10 protein-coding genes are annotated in these 15,170 nt (G+C 67.1%); 6 read left to right on the top strand and 4 right to left on the bottom strand.

Annotation, left to right across the window (positions count from 1 at the left end; translation table 11 throughout):
• Window positions 1–35 precede the first annotated feature (35 nt).
• Complete coding sequence (locus BN973_RS20315) at window positions 36–2,063, top strand: cytochrome c oxidase assembly protein (RefSeq protein WP_036470465.1); 2,028 nt, start codon at window positions 36–38, stop codon at window positions 2,061–2,063.
• Between the two features lie 250 nt (window positions 2,064–2,313).
• On the opposite strand, the gene BN973_RS20310 is transcribed toward BN973_RS20315, so the two are convergent.
• Window positions 2,314–3,555, bottom strand: a complete 1,242-nt coding sequence (locus BN973_RS20310) for an HNH endonuclease signature motif containing protein (RefSeq protein ID WP_036470464.1) — start codon at window positions 3,553–3,555, stop codon at window positions 2,314–2,316.
• Window positions 3,556–3,748: 193 nt separating this feature from the next.
• Between BN973_RS20310 and BN973_RS20305 the strand changes: the two genes are divergently transcribed.
• The 5 genes from BN973_RS20305 to BN973_RS20285 all read left to right on the top strand — a co-directional run bounded on the left by BN973_RS20305 (window position 3,749) and on the right by BN973_RS20285 (window position 11,996).
• Window positions 3,749–4,231 carry a single-stranded DNA-binding protein gene (locus BN973_RS20305; RefSeq protein WP_036472775.1) on the top strand — a complete coding sequence of 161 codons (483 nt, stop codon included), beginning with the start codon at window positions 3,749–3,751 and terminating at the stop codon, window positions 4,229–4,231.
• Window positions 4,232–4,316: 85 nt separating this feature from the next.
• Window positions 4,317–5,993, top strand: a complete 1,677-nt coding sequence (ettA, locus tag BN973_RS20300; protein WP_036470461.1) for an energy-dependent translational throttle protein EttA — start codon at window positions 4,317–4,319, stop codon at window positions 5,991–5,993.
• 101 nt (window positions 5,994–6,094) lie between these two features.
• Window positions 6,095–10,927, top strand: coding sequence for an NAD-glutamate dehydrogenase (locus BN973_RS20295; RefSeq protein WP_036470460.1), 4,833 nt, complete (start codon window positions 6,095–6,097; stop codon window positions 10,925–10,927).
• A complete protein-coding gene (locus BN973_RS20290; protein ID WP_036470458.1) occupies window positions 10,924–11,337 on the top strand; it encodes an acyl-CoA thioesterase in 414 nt (137 codons plus the stop codon). Before BN973_RS20295 ends, BN973_RS20290 begins: the two co-directional genes overlap by 4 nt.
• Before the next feature lie 32 nt (window positions 11,338–11,369).
• Window positions 11,370–11,996: a hypothetical protein gene (locus BN973_RS20285; protein WP_051641623.1), complete on the top strand. Its 627-nt coding sequence runs from the start codon at window positions 11,370–11,372 to the stop codon at window positions 11,994–11,996.
• Between the two features lie 8 nt (window positions 11,997–12,004).
• Here the strand turns inward: BN973_RS20285 and BN973_RS20280 are convergent, their stop codons facing one another.
• The 3 genes from BN973_RS20280 to BN973_RS20270 form a co-directional block, all read right to left on the bottom strand.
• Window positions 12,005–13,021, bottom strand: a complete 1,017-nt coding sequence (locus tag BN973_RS20280; protein ID WP_051641622.1) for an NAD(P)/FAD-dependent oxidoreductase — start codon at window positions 13,019–13,021, stop codon at window positions 12,005–12,007.
• Window positions 13,022–13,097: 76 nt separating this feature from the next.
• A complete protein-coding gene (locus tag BN973_RS20275; RefSeq protein ID WP_036470455.1) occupies window positions 13,098–14,666 on the bottom strand; it encodes a glycoside hydrolase family 13 protein in 1,569 nt (522 codons plus the stop codon).
• Window positions 14,667–14,692: 26 nt separating this feature from the next.
• Entirely contained in the window at window positions 14,693–15,088 is a 396-nt protein-coding gene (locus BN973_RS20270; RefSeq protein ID WP_036472773.1) for a globin, read from the bottom strand.
• Window positions 15,089–15,170: the final 82 nt, after the last annotated feature.

The following is a 15,170-nucleotide window of genomic DNA, read 5'->3' as shown; positions in this document are numbered from 1 at the left end:
CGGGCTTTGCGGGCGCCCGCCCATACTCTGGATGTATGACGGTTGGCCAGTCCGCAGCCAAGGCCAGAGAGCTGGTGTGGCCGCTGCTTACCGGCGTCGCGGTGCTGGCCGGCTGCACCGCCGCCGGGATCGGGGCGCTGTCGCTGGCCGATACGCTGACCGCCACCGGGTTGCCCGATCCGGGCCCGGCGACAACCCTGGGCCTGCCGTTCGTCCGGGCCGCGGGTGAGATCGCCGCGGTGCTGGCGGTCGGATCGTTTCTCTTCGCGGCGTTTCTGGTGCCGCCGCAGAAGTCCGGCGTGCTCGACGCCGGCGGGTACCGGGCGCTACGGGTGGGAACGGTCGCGTCGGGCGGGTGGGCGGTGTGTGCGTTCTTACTGATCCCGCTGACCATTTCCGATGTATCCGGTCACCGGTTGACCGAGATCCTCAATCCGGTGCGCCTGTGGACGCTGGCCAGCCTGGTCAACACCGCATCCTCGTGGCGCTGGACCGCGTTCCTGGCCGCCGCCGTCACGTTGGCCAGCTTGGCGGTGCTCCGTTGGTCGTGGACGCCGCTGCTGCTGGCCGGGTCGGTGATCACGCTGATCCCGCTGGGGCTGACGGGACACTCGTCGGCCGGCGGCTCGCACGACCTGGCCACCAACAGCCTTCTGATCCACCTGCTCGCCGCCAGCCTGTGGGCCGGCGGGCTGCTGGCGCTGCTCGCGCACGCGGTGCGGGGCGGCGACTACCTCGCCCTTGCGGCGCGGCGCTTCTCGACGATCGCGCTGTGGTGCTGGGTCGCGATGGCGCTCAGTGGCGTGATGAACGCCTTGGTGCGGGTGTTGCCGTCGGACCTGCTGACCACGCCGTACGGGCGGCTGGTGCTGGCCAAGTTCGTGGCGCTATGCGCGCTGGGTGTCCTGGGCTGGCGTCAACGGCGCGCCGGAGTCGTTGCGCTGCAACGTGATCCCACGTCACGCAGCGGCCTGATTCGGCTGGCGCTGGTCGAGGCGGTGCTGTTCGGCGTGACGTTCGGCATCGCCGTCGGGCTGGGCCGCACCCCGCCCCCACCACCGCCGATCCGCCTGCCGTCGATTCCCGAGGCGGAGATCGGCTACGACTTCGACGGCGGGCCGACGGTGGCGCGCATCCTGCTCGACTGGCGCTTCGATCTGATCTTCGGTACGGCCGCAATCATTTTGGCCGCGCTGTATATCGCGGGGGTGCTGCGGCTGCACCGCCGCGGCGATCACTGGCCGTCCGGCCGGATCCTGGCCTGGTTGCTGGGCTGTGTGACCCTGCTGTTCGTGACTTCGTCCGGCGTCGGCCGCTACATGCCGGCGATGTTCAGCATGCACATGGCCGCGCACATGGGGCTGTCGATGCTGGTGCCGATCCTGCTGGTGCTGGGCGCGCCGGTCAGCCTGGCGCTGCGGGCGTTGCCCGCCGCGGGCCGCGACGATCCGCCGGCCATGCGTGAATGGCTGCTGGCCGCGCTGCACAGCCGGGTGTCGCGCATCCTGACCAATCCGATCGTGGCGACGGTGCTGTTCGTCGCGGGCTTCTACGGCCTGTACTTCACCTCCATCTTCGACAACGCGGTCGCCAGCCATGCCGGGCATCTGGCGATGAACGTGCACTTCCTGGTCAGCGGCTACCTCTTCTATTGGGTGGTGATCGGCGTGGACCCGACACCGCGGCCGATCCCGCCGCTGGCCAAGGTGGGCGTGGTGTTCGCGTCCTTGCCCATGCACGCGTTCTTCGGTGTGGAACTGATGGGCACCCCAACCGTGCTGGGGGAGGCCTACTACCGGTCGCTGGGCTTGAGTTGGCACACCGATCTGCTGGGCGATCAACGCCTGGGTGGCGGAATCGCTTGGGCGGCAGGCGAAGTGCCACTCGTGATCGTGATGCTCGCGCTGCTGGTGCAGTGGGCCCGCAGCGACGCGCGGACCGCACGGCGTCTTGACCGGGCGGCCGACCGCGACGACGACGCCGACCTGGCCGCCTACAACGCCATGCTGGCCGAACTGGCTCGCGGGTCAGGGCCAAGGCCTTCGAGCGATCCGCGAGCGTAACGGCACGGCGATTTCCGGCGCAAATTTCCGCAGTGACGGTACGGTCGCGCATCCGTCGGGAGCGGATGGATGCCTATCTTCGCCGCGGGCGCTTTGGATTCGGGGTGACCGGCGACCGAATGGCTCCAGCGGCTCGCGTGCGAATTAAACGTGCCCGCAAGCGCATTCGTGTATCGCACTCCCGCTAGTGCTTCGGTGCCGTTACCCGACTTGGCGCATGTTGGTGCGCCTGTCACGAACGAATGTCTGCCTAGTTGGTGGGGGGTGGTGGTTGTGGTTGGAAGGGTTGGTACCACCACCAGTGGGCGGGTTCGCCGGTGGGTCCGGGGCAGGGTGGCACATCGGGTGGGGGACGTTTTGGTGGGCGGGCGAGTGATCCCGGGCGCAGCTGTTGGCCGGTGCTGTCGGTGATGGTGAGGTGGTCGGCGGGTCCGGTGATGGTGATGCCGCCGCGGTGGTGCAGGCGGTGATGATACGGGCAGAGCAGGACCAGGTTGGCCAGTTCGGTGGGGCCGCCGTCTTCCCAGTGCACGATGTGGTGGGCGTGTAGGCCGCGGGTGGCCCCGCAGCCGGGCACCGCGCAGGTGCGGTCGCGGTGTTGCAGGGCGCGGCGTAGCCGCCGGCTGATCAGCCGGGTGGTGCGCCCGGCGCCGATAGGCTCACCGGCGCGTTCGAACCACACTTCGCCGGTGGCATCACAGGTCAGGTAGTGGCGTTCGGCGTCGGACAGCAGCGGGCCCAGATGCAGCGCCGCGGCCCGCTGGGCCACATCGAGGTGCACCACCACGGTGGTGTGCTGGCCGTGCGGGCGGCGGGTGGCCTCGGCATCCCAGCCGGTCTGCACCAGGCGCAGAAACGCCTCCACAGTCCCCGGGAATGGGGGCACCAAATCACCGGCGCTGGTGGCGTGGTCCTGTTTGTATTCGGTGATCAGGGCGTCGCGGTGCGAGGCCAGCGCCGCCTCGAACTTCGCCGCATCGGGGTGGGGCAGGGTGATCCGCCAGCAGGTGGACTCCTCGGTGGCGGTTTTGCTGATCGAGGCGGGCGGGGCCGGCCGGGCCGGCTCGGGGTGGGGTCGTGGTTCGAGTTTGACCGCGGTGCGCAGCTGGCTGACGGTGGCCACCGAGGCCAGTGCCGCGTAGTGCTCATCGGATCCCTGCCCCGCCCCGCCCGCGATCACCCCGATCTGATCCAGCGACAGCCGACCCTCGGCCATCCCCGCAGCGCAGCGCGGAAACTCGTCGAGCCGGTGGGCCACGGTGGCGATGGTGTGGGCGTTGGCCGGCGACGACCCGGTCTTCCAGGCCACCAACGCCGCCACCGACCGCGCACCGGTCATCCCCCACAACCCGTCGTGGTCGATCTCCGCGGTGATCTGCACAATGCGGGCATCAATGGCATTGCGTTGACCGGTCAACTCCGCCAACTCGCCAAACAACACCTCCAGCCGCTCCTTAGGGCTCACCACCACGCAAGACGACCCGATCGACATAACCCGATCCTCACAGCCGACTGCGACAACCTCGGCCCAGGGCCCCTGGTCCCGGGTGGCCAGACGAGTCCTTATCCCCAGTCACGAGTTTGTCCACAGACGCTGCCGACCATCGGACCGGACCGCCGGTGACTCGTCGGTGCGCCCGCGCTGAATGGGCAGCAGTCACACGCAATACGAAAGGAACCAAGTCATGTTCGAAACACCGCTCACCGTGGTCGGCCACATCGTCAACAATCCCGAGCGCCGGCAGGTCGGAAGTCAGGAGGTCATGAAGTTCCGGGTAGCCAGCAATTCGCGCCGCCGGACCGCGGACGGCGGTTGGGAGCCGGGGAACTCGCTGTTCATCAACGTCAATTGCTGGGGCAAGTTGGTCACCGGCGTCGGGGCCGCGCTCGGTAAGGGCGCACCGGTGATCGTGGTCGGCTTCGTCTACACCAGCGAGTACGAGGACCGTGATGGCAATCGGCGTTCGTCGCTGGAGATGCGCGCCACGTCCGTCGGGCCCGACGTCTCACGCGCGATCGTGCGGATCGAAAAGCCCGGCTACACCGGCCCCGACGCGGAACCGGCCGGCGCGGTCGCCGACACCGCACCCGAACCGGTCGCCCAGGACGACTCGGCCGAATCCGGCGACGGCGCCGAGGACCCCAGCCCGCTGTCTCTGTCCGCCTAGCCGACGGCGTCGGGTCGGCGCCGTTGGGTGATGCCTAGGATGGTCCGCGAGATCTTCTCGAACACCAGAAAGGCAAAACCGCGGCATGGCTGAGTTCATCTACACGATGAAAAAGGTCCGCAAGGCGCACGGCGACAAGGTGATCCTGGACGACGTCACGCTGAGCTTTTTCCCGGGCGCCAAGATCGGTGTCGTCGGCCCCAACGGCGCCGGCAAGTCGAGCGTCTTGCGGATCATGGCCGGTCTGGACAAGCCGAACAACGGCGATGCATTCCTGGCCAACGACGCCACGGTCGGCATCTTGCTGCAGGAGCCGCCGCTGAACGAGGAGAAGACCGTTCGCGGCAACGTCGAAGAGGGCTTGGGCGAGATCAAGGTCAAGCTCGACCGCTTCAACGAGGTCGCCGAGCTGATGGCCACCGACTACTCCGACGAACTGATGGAGGAGATGGGCCGGCTGCAAGAGGAGCTGGACCATGCCGACGCGTGGGACCTCGACTCGCAGCTGGAGCAGGCGATGGATGCGCTGCGCTGCCCGCCGCCCGACGAGCCGGTGACCAACCTCTCCGGCGGTGAGCGCCGCCGGGTGGCGCTGTGCAAGCTGCTGCTGTCCAAGCCCGACCTGCTGTTGCTCGACGAGCCGACCAACCACCTGGACGCCGAGAGTGTGCAGTGGCTCGAACAGCACCTGGCCAGCTACGCGGGCGCGATCCTGGCCGTCACCCACGACCGTTACTTCCTGGACAACGTCGCCGAATGGATCCTGGAACTCGACCGCGGCCGCGCCTACCCCTACGAAGGCAACTACTCGACCTACCTGGAGAAGAAGGCCGAGCGGATCGCGGTCCAGGGCCGCAAGGACGCCAAGCTGCACAAGCGGCTCCAAGAGGAACTGGCCTGGGTGCGCTCCGGCGCCAAGGCGCGCCAGGCCAAGAGCAAGGCCCGCCTGCAGCGCTACGAAGAAATGGCCGCCGAGGCGGAGAAGACGCGCAAGCTCGACTTCGAGGAGATCCAGATCCCCGTCGGCCCGCGGCTGGGCAACGTGGTGGTCGAGGTCGACCACCTGGACAAGGGCTACGACGGACGCACCCTGATCAAGGATCTGTCGTTCACCTTGCCCCGCAACGGCATTGTCGGCGTGATCGGCCCCAACGGCGTCGGTAAGACCACGCTGTTCAAAACCATCGTCGGTCTCGAAGAGCCGGACAGCGGCACCGTCAAGGTCGGCGAAACCGTCAAGCTGAGCTACGTCGACCAGACCCGCGCGGGCATCGATCCGAAGAAGACCGTGTGGGAAGTCGTCTCCGACGGGCTGGACCACATCGTCGTCGGCCAGAGCGAGATGCCGTCGCGGGCCTACGTATCGGCGTTCGGATTCAAGGGCCCCGATCAGCAGAAGCCGGCCGGTGTGCTGTCCGGTGGCGAGCGCAACCGGCTCAACCTCGCGCTGACGCTCAAGCAGGGCGGCAACCTGATCCTGCTCGACGAGCCGACCAACGACCTCGACGTCGAAACCTTGGGTTCGCTGGAGAACGCCCTCGAACAATTCCCCGGCTGCGCGGTGGTCATCTCGCACGACCGCTGGTTCCTCGACCGCACCTGCACGCACATCCTGGCCTGGGAGGGTGACGACGACAACGAGGCCAAGTGGTTCTGGTTCGAGGGCAACTTCGGTGCATACGAGGAAAACAAGGTGGAACGACTCGGAGTCGAGGCCGCCAGGCCGCACCGGGTGACGCACCGCAAGCTGACGCGGGACTAGTGTCACCTTTGCCAGCAGCCGCAACGACGCGCCCGGTTCGGTCGCCGAGAAGCGGGGTGACTGAGCGTAGTGCCATCCGTCCTGAGTAGGGAGCTAACGGCATGACGATCGGTTCCGGACCGAAGCAGAAAACTACGCCGTGGACCGCATTCTCCTCGATGTCGGACGTGCCCGAGTGGATCTCCAAGGCCTACATCGAGACCTATCGCGGCCCCCACGACAAAGAACCCGGAACCCTCGAAACCGGCGTCATCGACCTGAACATCCCGGCCGCCATCCTCACCCCGGCGTTGCTGAGTGCCCATTACCGGCTCGGCGAGCACCGGCTGCCCGGCGAGAGCTGCGTCGCGGTCTACCCGCCCGAGGATCCCGCGGGCTTCGGGCCCGCGCTGCAGGTCGTCACCGACCACGGCGGCATGCTGATGGACTCCGTCACGGTGCTGCTGCACCGGCTCGGCGTCTCATACTCCGCGCTGATGACCCCGGTGTTCGACGTCCAGCGCAGCCCGTCGGGCGACCTGCTCAGCATCGAACCGAAAGCGCCCGGCACACCGCAATACGTCGGCGAGGCCTGGATCCACATCCAGTTCGTGCCCTCCGTCGACACCAAGGCGCTCGCCGAGGTCGAAAGGGTGCTGCCGAGGGTCCTCAGCGACGTCCAACAGGTGGCCGCCGACGCGGCGGCGATCATCGCCGCGCTGAGCAACCTGGCCGCAGACGTCGAGAACAACGTCGGGGGGCGCTTCACCGCGCCCGACCGCGAGGATGTCGCGGCGCTGCTGCGCTGGCTGGGTGAAGGCAACTTCTTGTTGCTGGGTTACCAGCGGTGCCGGGTGCACGACGGCCTGGTCTCCGGCGACGGGACAAGCGATCTCGGCGTGCTGCGCAGCCGCACCGGTTCGCGCCCCCGGCTGACGGACGACGACAAACTTCTGGTCCTGGCCCAGGCCACCGTCGGCAGCTACCTGCGCTACGGGGCCTACCCCTATGCCATCGGGGTGCGCGAATACGTCGACAGCGGCGTGATCGAGCACCGCTTCGTCGGATTGTTCACCGTCGCAGCGATGAACGCCGACGTCTTGGAGATCCCGTCGATCTCGCGCCGGGTCCGCGAGGCGCTGGCGATGGCCGACAGCGACCCCGTGCACCCGGCTCAGTTGATCCTCGACGTGATCCAGACCGTCCCACGTTCGGAGCTGTTCACCCTCAGCGGAGAACGGCTCTTTACGATGGCCAAAGCCGTGGTGGATCTGGGATCCCAACGGCGCGCGTTGTTGTTCGTGCGCGACGACCGGCTGCGCTACTTCGTCTCCTGCCTGGTGTATGTGCCCCGCGATCGCTACACGACGGCCGTGCGGCTGCAGATCGAGGACATCCTGGTTCGCGAATTCGGCGGGACGCGATTGGAATTCACCGCGCGCGTCAGTGAATCGCCTTGGGCACTAATGCATTTCATGGTGAGACTGCCCGAAGATGCGGGCCCGGTCGACGTCTCCGAGAAGAACCGGATGCGAATCCAGGCGCTGATCAGCGAGGCCGCGCGCACCTGGTCGGACCGCCTCGTCGCCGCCGCACCCACGGGAGCGATCTCGCATGCCGACGCCGAGCACTACGCGAGCGCCTTCTCCGAGGGCTACAAGTCGGCGCTGACGCCCGACGACGCGATTGGCCACATCAGCATCATCAAGGAGCTGACCGACGATTCGGTCAAGCTGGTATTCGCCGATCGCGGCGAGGAAACCGCGCAATTGACCTGGTTCCTGGGCGGGCACAGTGCCTCGCTGAGCCAGCTGCTGCCGATGCTGCAGAGCATGGGTGTGGTGGTGCTCGAGGAGCGCCCGTTCACGGTCGTCCGGCCGGACGGATTGCCGGTGTGGATCTATCAGTTCCGCATCTCGCCGCACCCGACCATCCAGCTGGCGCAGACGCAGGCCGACCGGGACGCGACGGCGGAACGATTCGCCGAGGCGGTCACCGCGATTTGGCACGGCCGCGTCGAGGTCGACCGGTTCAACGAGCTGGTGATGCGCGCCGGGCTGAGCTGGCAGCAGGTCGTGCTGCTGCGCGCCTACGCAAAGTACTTGCGGCAGGCCAACTTTCCCTACAGCCAGGCCTACATCGAATCGGTGCTCAACGAGCACCCCTCGACCGCGCGATCGCTGGTGCGGCTGTTTGAAGCGCTTTTCGATCCCAGCACCGCGGGATCGGCGACGAGCCGCGATGCGCAAACGGCCGCCGCCGCGGTCGCTGCGGACATCGACGCGCTGGTCAGTCTGGACACCGACCGCATCCTGCGCGCCTTCGCGTCACTGGTGCAGGCGACGTTGCGCACGAATTACTTTGTGACACGCGAAGGTTCGGCCCGGGCTCGCAACGTGCTGGCGATCAAGCTGGATGCCCAGCTGGTCGACGAGCTTCCGCTGCCGCGGCCCAAGTACGAAATCTTCGTCTACTCACCGCGTGTCGAGGGCGTGCACCTGCGGTTCGGCCCGGTGGCGCGCGGCGGGTTGCGCTGGTCGGACCGGCGCGACGACTTCCGCACCGAGATCCTCGGCCTGGTCAAGGCGCAGGCGGTCAAGAACGCCGTCATCGTGCCGGTCGGGGCCAAGGGTGGGTTCGTCCTCAAGCGACCGCCGCTGCCCACCGGGGATGCCGCGGCCGACCGCGACGCGACCCGCGCCGAGGGCGTCGCCTGCTATCAGCTCTTCATCTCCGGATTGCTCGACGTCACCGACAATGTCGACCACTCCACCGGCAAGGTCAGCCCGCCACCGCAGGTGATTCGCCGCGACGGCGACGACGCCTACCTGGTGGTCGCCGCGGACAAGGGCACCGCCACCTTCTCCGACATCGCCAACGACGTCGCCCACTCCTACGGCTTCTGGCTGGGCGACGCCTTCGCGTCCGGCGGATCGGTCGGCTACGACCACAAGGCGATGGGCATCACCGCCAAGGGCGCCTGGGAAGCCGTCAAGCGACACTTCCGCGAGATGGGCGTCGACACCCAAACCGAGGACTTCACGGTGGTCGGCGTCGGCGACATGAGCGGCGACGTGTTCGGCAACGGCATGCTGTTGAGCAAGCACATCAGGCTGATCGCCGCCTTCGATCACCGGCACATCTTCTTGGACCCCGACCCCGACGCGGCGGCGACGTGGCTGGAACGCCGGCGGATGTTCGACCTGCCGCGGTCCAGCTGGGAGGACTACGACAAGTCGTTGATCAGCGAGGGCGGCGGGGTGTACAGCCGCGAGCAGAAGGCGATCCCGATCAGCCCGCAGGTGCGCCTGGCGCTCGGCATCGACGACGAGATCACCGAGATGGCTCCGCCCAACCTGATCAAGGCGATCCTGCTGGCGCCGGTGGACCTGCTGTTCAACGGCGGCATCGGTACCTACGTCAAAGCCGAGTCCGAGTCCGACGCCGACGTCGGCGATCGTGCCAACGACCCGGTGCGGGTCAACGGAAACCAGTTGCGCGCCAAGGTGATCGGCGAGGGCGGCAACCTGGGCGTGACGGCCCTGGGTCGCATCGAGTTCGACCTGGCCGGTGGGCGGGTCAACACCGACGCGATGGACAACTCCGCCGGCGTGGATTGCTCCGACCACGAGGTCAACATCAAGATCCTGATCGACTCGCTGGTCACCGCCGGCAAGGTGAACGCCGACGAGCGCAGCGCGCTGCTGGAATCGATGACCGACGAGGTCGCCAAACTGGTGCTCGCCGACAACGAGGACCAGAACGACCTGGTGGGCACCAGCCGCGCCAACGCCGCGAGCCTGCTGCCGGTGCACGCGATGCAGATCAAGTACCTCGAGGAGAACGGCGTCGACCGCGAACTGGAAGCGCTGCCGTCGGAGAAGGAAATCGCGCGGCGCACCGAGGCCGGTCTCGGGCTCACCTCGCCCGAGCTGTGCACGCTGATGGCTCACGTCAAGCTGCTCCTCAAAGCGGAGATGCTGACCACCGAGCTACCGGAGCAGGACGTCTTCGCCTCACGGCTGCCCCGGTATTTCCCGACGCCTTTGCGCGAACGGTTCACCCCGGAGATCCGTACTCATCAGCTACGCCGCGAGATCGTCACGACGATGCTGATCAACGACATGGTGGACACCGCCGGCATCAGCTATGCCTACCGACTCACCCAGGATGTCGGCGTCGGGCACATCGACGCGGTGCGCACCTGGGTCGCCACCGACGCGATCTTCGGTATCGACCAGATCTGGCGCGGCATCCGCGCGGCGGATATCCCGGTCGCGGTGTCGGACCGGATGACCCTGGATACCCGACGGCTGATCGACCGGGCCGGACGCTGGCTGCTCAACTATCGCCCCCAGCCGCTGGCCGTCGGCGCCGAAATCAACCGGTTCGCCGCCAAGGTCAAAACGCTGACCCCGCGCATGTCGGATTGGCTGCGCGGTGACGACAAGGCCATCGTCGAACAGGAAGCCGCGGCGTTCGCCGCCCAAGGCGCGCCCGAAGAGCTGGCCTACCTGGTGGCGGCCGGGCTGTACCGCTTCAGCCTGCTCGACATCATCGACATCGCCGACATCACCGAGACCGATCCCGCCGACGTCGCGGACACGTACTTCGCGCTGATGGACCGGCTGGGCACCGACGGCCTGCTCACCGCGATCTCCGCGCTGCCGCGCTACGACCGCTGGCATTCGTTGGCGCGCTTGGCGATTCGCGACGACATCTACGCCTCGCTGCGATCGCTGTGTCTCGACGTGCTGGCGGTGGGGGAACCGGACGAAAGTGGCGAAGAGAAGATCGCGGAGTGGGAGCACATCAGCGCGTCCCGGGTGGAGCGGGCGCGGCGCACGCTCACCGAAATCTATGCCAGCGGCGGCAAGGACCTCGCGACGCTGTCGGTGGCCGCCCGGCAGATCCGTCGCATGACCCGCACCAGCGGGCGGGGGACGTCCGGGTGACCATCGGATACGTCGCGTCGGTGCCGGTGCGCTGGTCGGACATCGACATGTATCAACACGTCAACCACGCCACGATGGTCACGCTGCTGGAAGAGTCACGGGTTCCCTTCCTCAAGCCGGCCTTCGAGGTCGATATCTTGGAGATCGGCCTGCTGATCGCCGACGTGCGCGTCACCTACAAAGCGCAGCTGAAGTTGGTGGATTCGCCTCTGCAGGTGACCATCTGGACCAAGCAGCTGCGGACGGTCGACTTCACGCTGGGCTACGAGGTGCGGTCGGTCAGTGCCGATCCGGAGTCCAAGCCGGCCGTCATCGCCGAGTCGCAGCTGGCCGCCGTTCACATCCAGGAGCAGCGGCTGGTGCGACTTTCGCCACAGCATCGGGAGTATTTGCAACGGTGGCTGCGTTAGCCGATCGCGGATTGTGGCTGGGCCCGGCATCGATGCAGGCCCACCGCGCCGACCTGGCCGCGTTCGTCGATCACGCTGTTCGCCTTGACGATGCCGCGGTCGTTCGGTTGCGGGCTCGATCTTCGGGCTTGCTAACCGCCTGGATGGCAACGGGTTTCGACGTGCTGGCCAGCCGGGTGGTGGTGGGCCAGCTGCGGCCCGAGGATATGACGGTCGCCGCGGACGGGCTGGCGCGCGGGCTGTCGGCGATGGACGGCACCGGCTACGTCGATCCGGGTTTCGCGATGGACTCGTCGTGGCGCAGTGCGCTGCCGCCGGAATCCGGCTTCACCTACCTCGACGACGTGCCGGCCCAGGTGATGATGGACCTGGCGCAAGAAGGCGCCCGGCTGGCCAAGGAGCACAGCAGCTCGCACGGTCCGCCGGCGTCGCTGCTCGACCAGGAGGTGATCCGGGTCAGCTCGGCCGATGTCAGCGTGGGGCTGCCGATGCGTTGTGTGTTCGCTTTGACCGCAATGGGTTTCCTGCCGCAGTCAAGGGATGCAATCGATGCGAGCGAAATGATCCGGGTCCGGACCCTTCCGGCCTGGTTGCGTCTGGACGCGCGCTTCGGTTCGGTCTACCGCCGACGCGGCGAGGCCGCGATGACGTTGCTGTGAGCGGTGCGTCAGGTTCGGTACAGCAGCCACAGCGGCAAAACGGCATCCAGGTAATCCATGAATTTCTTGAGCCCCACCCGGTATTGCCCGAATCCGTATGGATCTTCCGCGTATTCCGGAAAAGCGATGCCCAGCCCGAAGAGCCCCGGGGCCAGGATTCCGTTTCTCCGGTTGTAATCCAGCACGCCCCACTGCGGTGTCTCGGGCAGCTTTCTGCGCTCAAAGCCGACGGTGTAGACCGCGCGATCGCATTGGGCGAGTAACTCGTCGAATTCCGGGCTGGACACCCAACATCTCTCCAGCCGCTCCGGGTAGACCCCGTCGATGTTTTCCCGAGCCCACGCGGCCGCTCGGCCCTTGAGGCCAGTGTCGTCGAACAGGATCCAATCGTCAAGATACACAGCGTATTTCAATGGGCTCTGGTAGAAGTTGATCACCCTCTTGACGGGGTGGCGCAGCAGATTGGGCAGCACGATCATCGACGAGTGCGACGAGCCGAAGACGGCGACCGTGGCGCCGTCGAGCGACCGCTCGGCGAGCCGGTCGGGATCCAGCGCGACCTCCACCGGAATCTCGTCGAGGCCGGGGTAAGCCAGCTTCTTGGGGACGGCGCCGACGGCGAGGATCACATTTTCGGAGACGACTTCTTGTCGGTCGGTTTCAATTCTCCATCGCCTATTGCCCAGGAAAAGCGCTGTCGCCGTGGTTTGAAAAGCGTCTACCCGCTCGCGCAACTGCGCGGTGATCCACACCAACGGATCGGCGACCAGGTCGAGGGCGCACGTGTCGTTCGGGTCGACATCGTGCAGTGGCAGCGGCGGTGCCTCCGAGAACCGAAACGCCGCAGAGCCATTCAGGAAGTTCAGGAAGGTCTCGGCAATGGTGTTACTCGACACCGCACGCCACTTCTGGCCGAGATCGCCTGCCGCAAAAGCGGGATCGATCCAGGCGATCTTGGCTGCGGCGATGCCCCGATCTAAAAGCCTTCCGACCGCGGCAATTCCGGCGGGGCCGGCTCCGATCACTGCCCACGCATACGCTGCCATGTACCACATATAGGCCAGGGCGGGCCGCGGCGCGAATCGGCCCGCCGGCGGGAGGCTAGACCAACCAGGCCGCCGCGTCGGCCGGCAACTGACCGTCGACCAATGGGGCGCTGGCCAAAACGAGTTCGCCGGCCGGCAGTGGCATCGGACGCTTTCCGGTGTTCAACGCGCAGACCAGACCCGCGGCGCCGCGCCGGAATACCAGCGCGTCGTCCGTTACGGTCAGCCACTCCAGCGCGCCGCCGCCGAATTCGGCACGCTCCCTGCGCATTTTGAGCGCGGTGCGGAAAAACGCCAACGTCGAGTTCGGATCGGCGTCCTGCTTCTGGACCGTCAGCGGCGCCCAATCCGCGGGCATCGGCAACCAGGTGTCGGGCGAACTGGAGAACCCGAACGGGGGAGTGTCGCCCGACCACGGCAGCGGCACCCGGACCTTGTCGCGGCCCCGCTCGGTGTGGCCCGAGCGTTCCCAGGTCGGGTCCTGCAGCACCTCCTCGGGCAGGTCCAACACGTCGGGCAACCCGAGCTCCTCGCCGTTGTAGATGAACACCGTGCCCGGCAGGGCGAGCATCGCCAGCAACATCGCCCGCGCCCGGCGCGTGCCGATCTCGCCGCCGCCGTAGCGGGTGACCTCACGGTCGATGTCGTGGTTGGACAGCGTCCAGGTCGGGACGGCGTCGTAGATCTTGGTGGCCGCGAGTGAATTCTCGATCGCGTCGTGGATTTGGGCGGCGTCGAAGGCGACCTTGGTCAGCCGGAAGTTGAAACCGAGATGCAGTTCGTCGGGCCGCAGGTACTCGGCCCAGAGCATGTTGTCCATCACCCACACCTCGCCGATGGCCACCGCGCCGGGATACTCGTCGACGATCTTGCGGATCTTGCGGTGGATGTCGTGCACGGCCGGGTTGTTGAAACGCGGGTCGTCGTCGGCATGCGACAACACCTTGACGGTTTCCTTCGCGTCGGGCAGGCCGGCCGGTTTGGCCATGCCGTGTGCCACGTCGATGCGGAAGCCGTCCACGCCGCGGTCCAGCCAGAACCGCAGTGACGTCTCGAAGTCGTCGAAGACCTCGGGGTTGTCCCAGTTCAGGTCCGGCTGGTGGGTATCGAACAGGTGCAGGTAGTACTGGCCGGGGTTGCCGTCCGGCTCGATCACCCGCTCCCAGGCCGACCCGCCGAACACCGACGTCCAGTTGTTCGGCGGCAGCTCGCCGTTCGGCCCCTTGCCGTCGCGGAAGTAGTACCGCTCCCGGGCGTCGGTGCCGGGGCCGGCGGCCAGCGCGGCGGCAAACCACGGGTGCTGCGAGCTGGTGTGGTTGGGCACCACGTCCATGGTGATCTTGATGTTGCGCTCGTGTGCCGCCGCGATCAGCCGTTCGATCGCGGGCATCCCGCCGAACAGCGGGTCGATGTCACGGGGATCGGCGACGTCGTAGCCGTGGTCGGCCATCGGCGAAACGGTGACCGGGCTGAGCCAAATCGCATCGATGCCCAGCCGTTCGAGGTGGTCCAGGTGGGCGACGATGCCGTCGATGTCGCCGACCCCGTCGCCGTTGCTGTCGGCGAACGATCGCGGATAGATCTGGTAAAAAACCGCGTTCGACCACCATGCTGCGGGGCTCATGAATGCTCCGTTTCAGTTGCTGGGCATCAAAACGATGAATTGACGAGTGAGTGTGCGGCCATTTCCAAATAGTCGAGCAACTCTCGGCGATGCTCGTCGTCGAGGGTCTGTGCGTCGATCGACGCGACGGCGGTGTGCATGCACCGCAGCCACGCGTCGCGCTCGATCGGGGTGATCCGGAACGGCACGTGCCGCATTCGCAGCCGGGGGTGTCCGCGCTGGTCGGAATAGGTGCGCGGGCCGCCCCAGTACTGCTCGAGGAACATGCGCAACCGCTCTTCGGCGCCCGCCAGGTCGTCGGGGGGATACAGCTCGCGCAGGATCTCGTCCTCGGGGACCTGGGCGTAGAAGCGTGCCACGATCGTTTTGAAGGTCTCAGCGCCGCCGACGGCGTCGTAGAAGGACTGTTGTACCTGATCCATCACCCCCCATTGTGGTGCATCGGCCGGTCGGCGCAGTCAAACGGGCCGAGTCGCTACTGCTGTTCACCGGCTCGACACGGCG

Origin of the sequence: Mycobacterium triplex (genome assembly GCF_000689255.1) — a bacterium.
Classification (GTDB): Bacteria; Actinomycetota; Actinomycetes; order Mycobacteriales; family Mycobacteriaceae; genus Mycobacterium; species Mycobacterium triplex.
The sequence above is the reverse complement of the archived record's forward strand: the minus strand, read 5'-3'. Positions and strand labels throughout refer to the sequence as shown.

Coding starts and splice junctions, on each gene's coding strand:
- BN973_RS20315 (WP_036470465.1), top strand. CDS start 36: ATGACGGTTGGCCAGTCCGCAGCCAAGGCCAGAGAGCTGGTGTGGCCG.
- BN973_RS20310 (WP_036470464.1), bottom strand. CDS start 3,555: ATGTCGATCGGGTCGTCTTGCGTGGTGGTGAGCCCTAAGGAGCGGCTG.
- BN973_RS20305 (WP_036472775.1), top strand. CDS start 3,749: ATGTTCGAAACACCGCTCACCGTGGTCGGCCACATCGTCAACAATCCC.
- ettA (WP_036470461.1), top strand. CDS start 4,317: ATGGCTGAGTTCATCTACACGATGAAAAAGGTCCGCAAGGCGCACGGC.
- BN973_RS20295 (WP_036470460.1), top strand. CDS start 6,095: ATGACGATCGGTTCCGGACCGAAGCAGAAAACTACGCCGTGGACCGCA.
- BN973_RS20285 (WP_051641623.1), top strand. CDS start 11,370: ATGCAGGCCCACCGCGCCGACCTGGCCGCGTTCGTCGATCACGCTGTT.
- BN973_RS20275 (WP_036470455.1), bottom strand. CDS start 14,666: ATGAGCCCCGCAGCATGGTGGTCGAACGCGGTTTTTTACCAGATCTAT.
- BN973_RS20270 (WP_036472773.1), bottom strand. CDS start 15,088: ATGGATCAGGTACAACAGTCCTTCTACGACGCCGTCGGCGGCGCTGAG.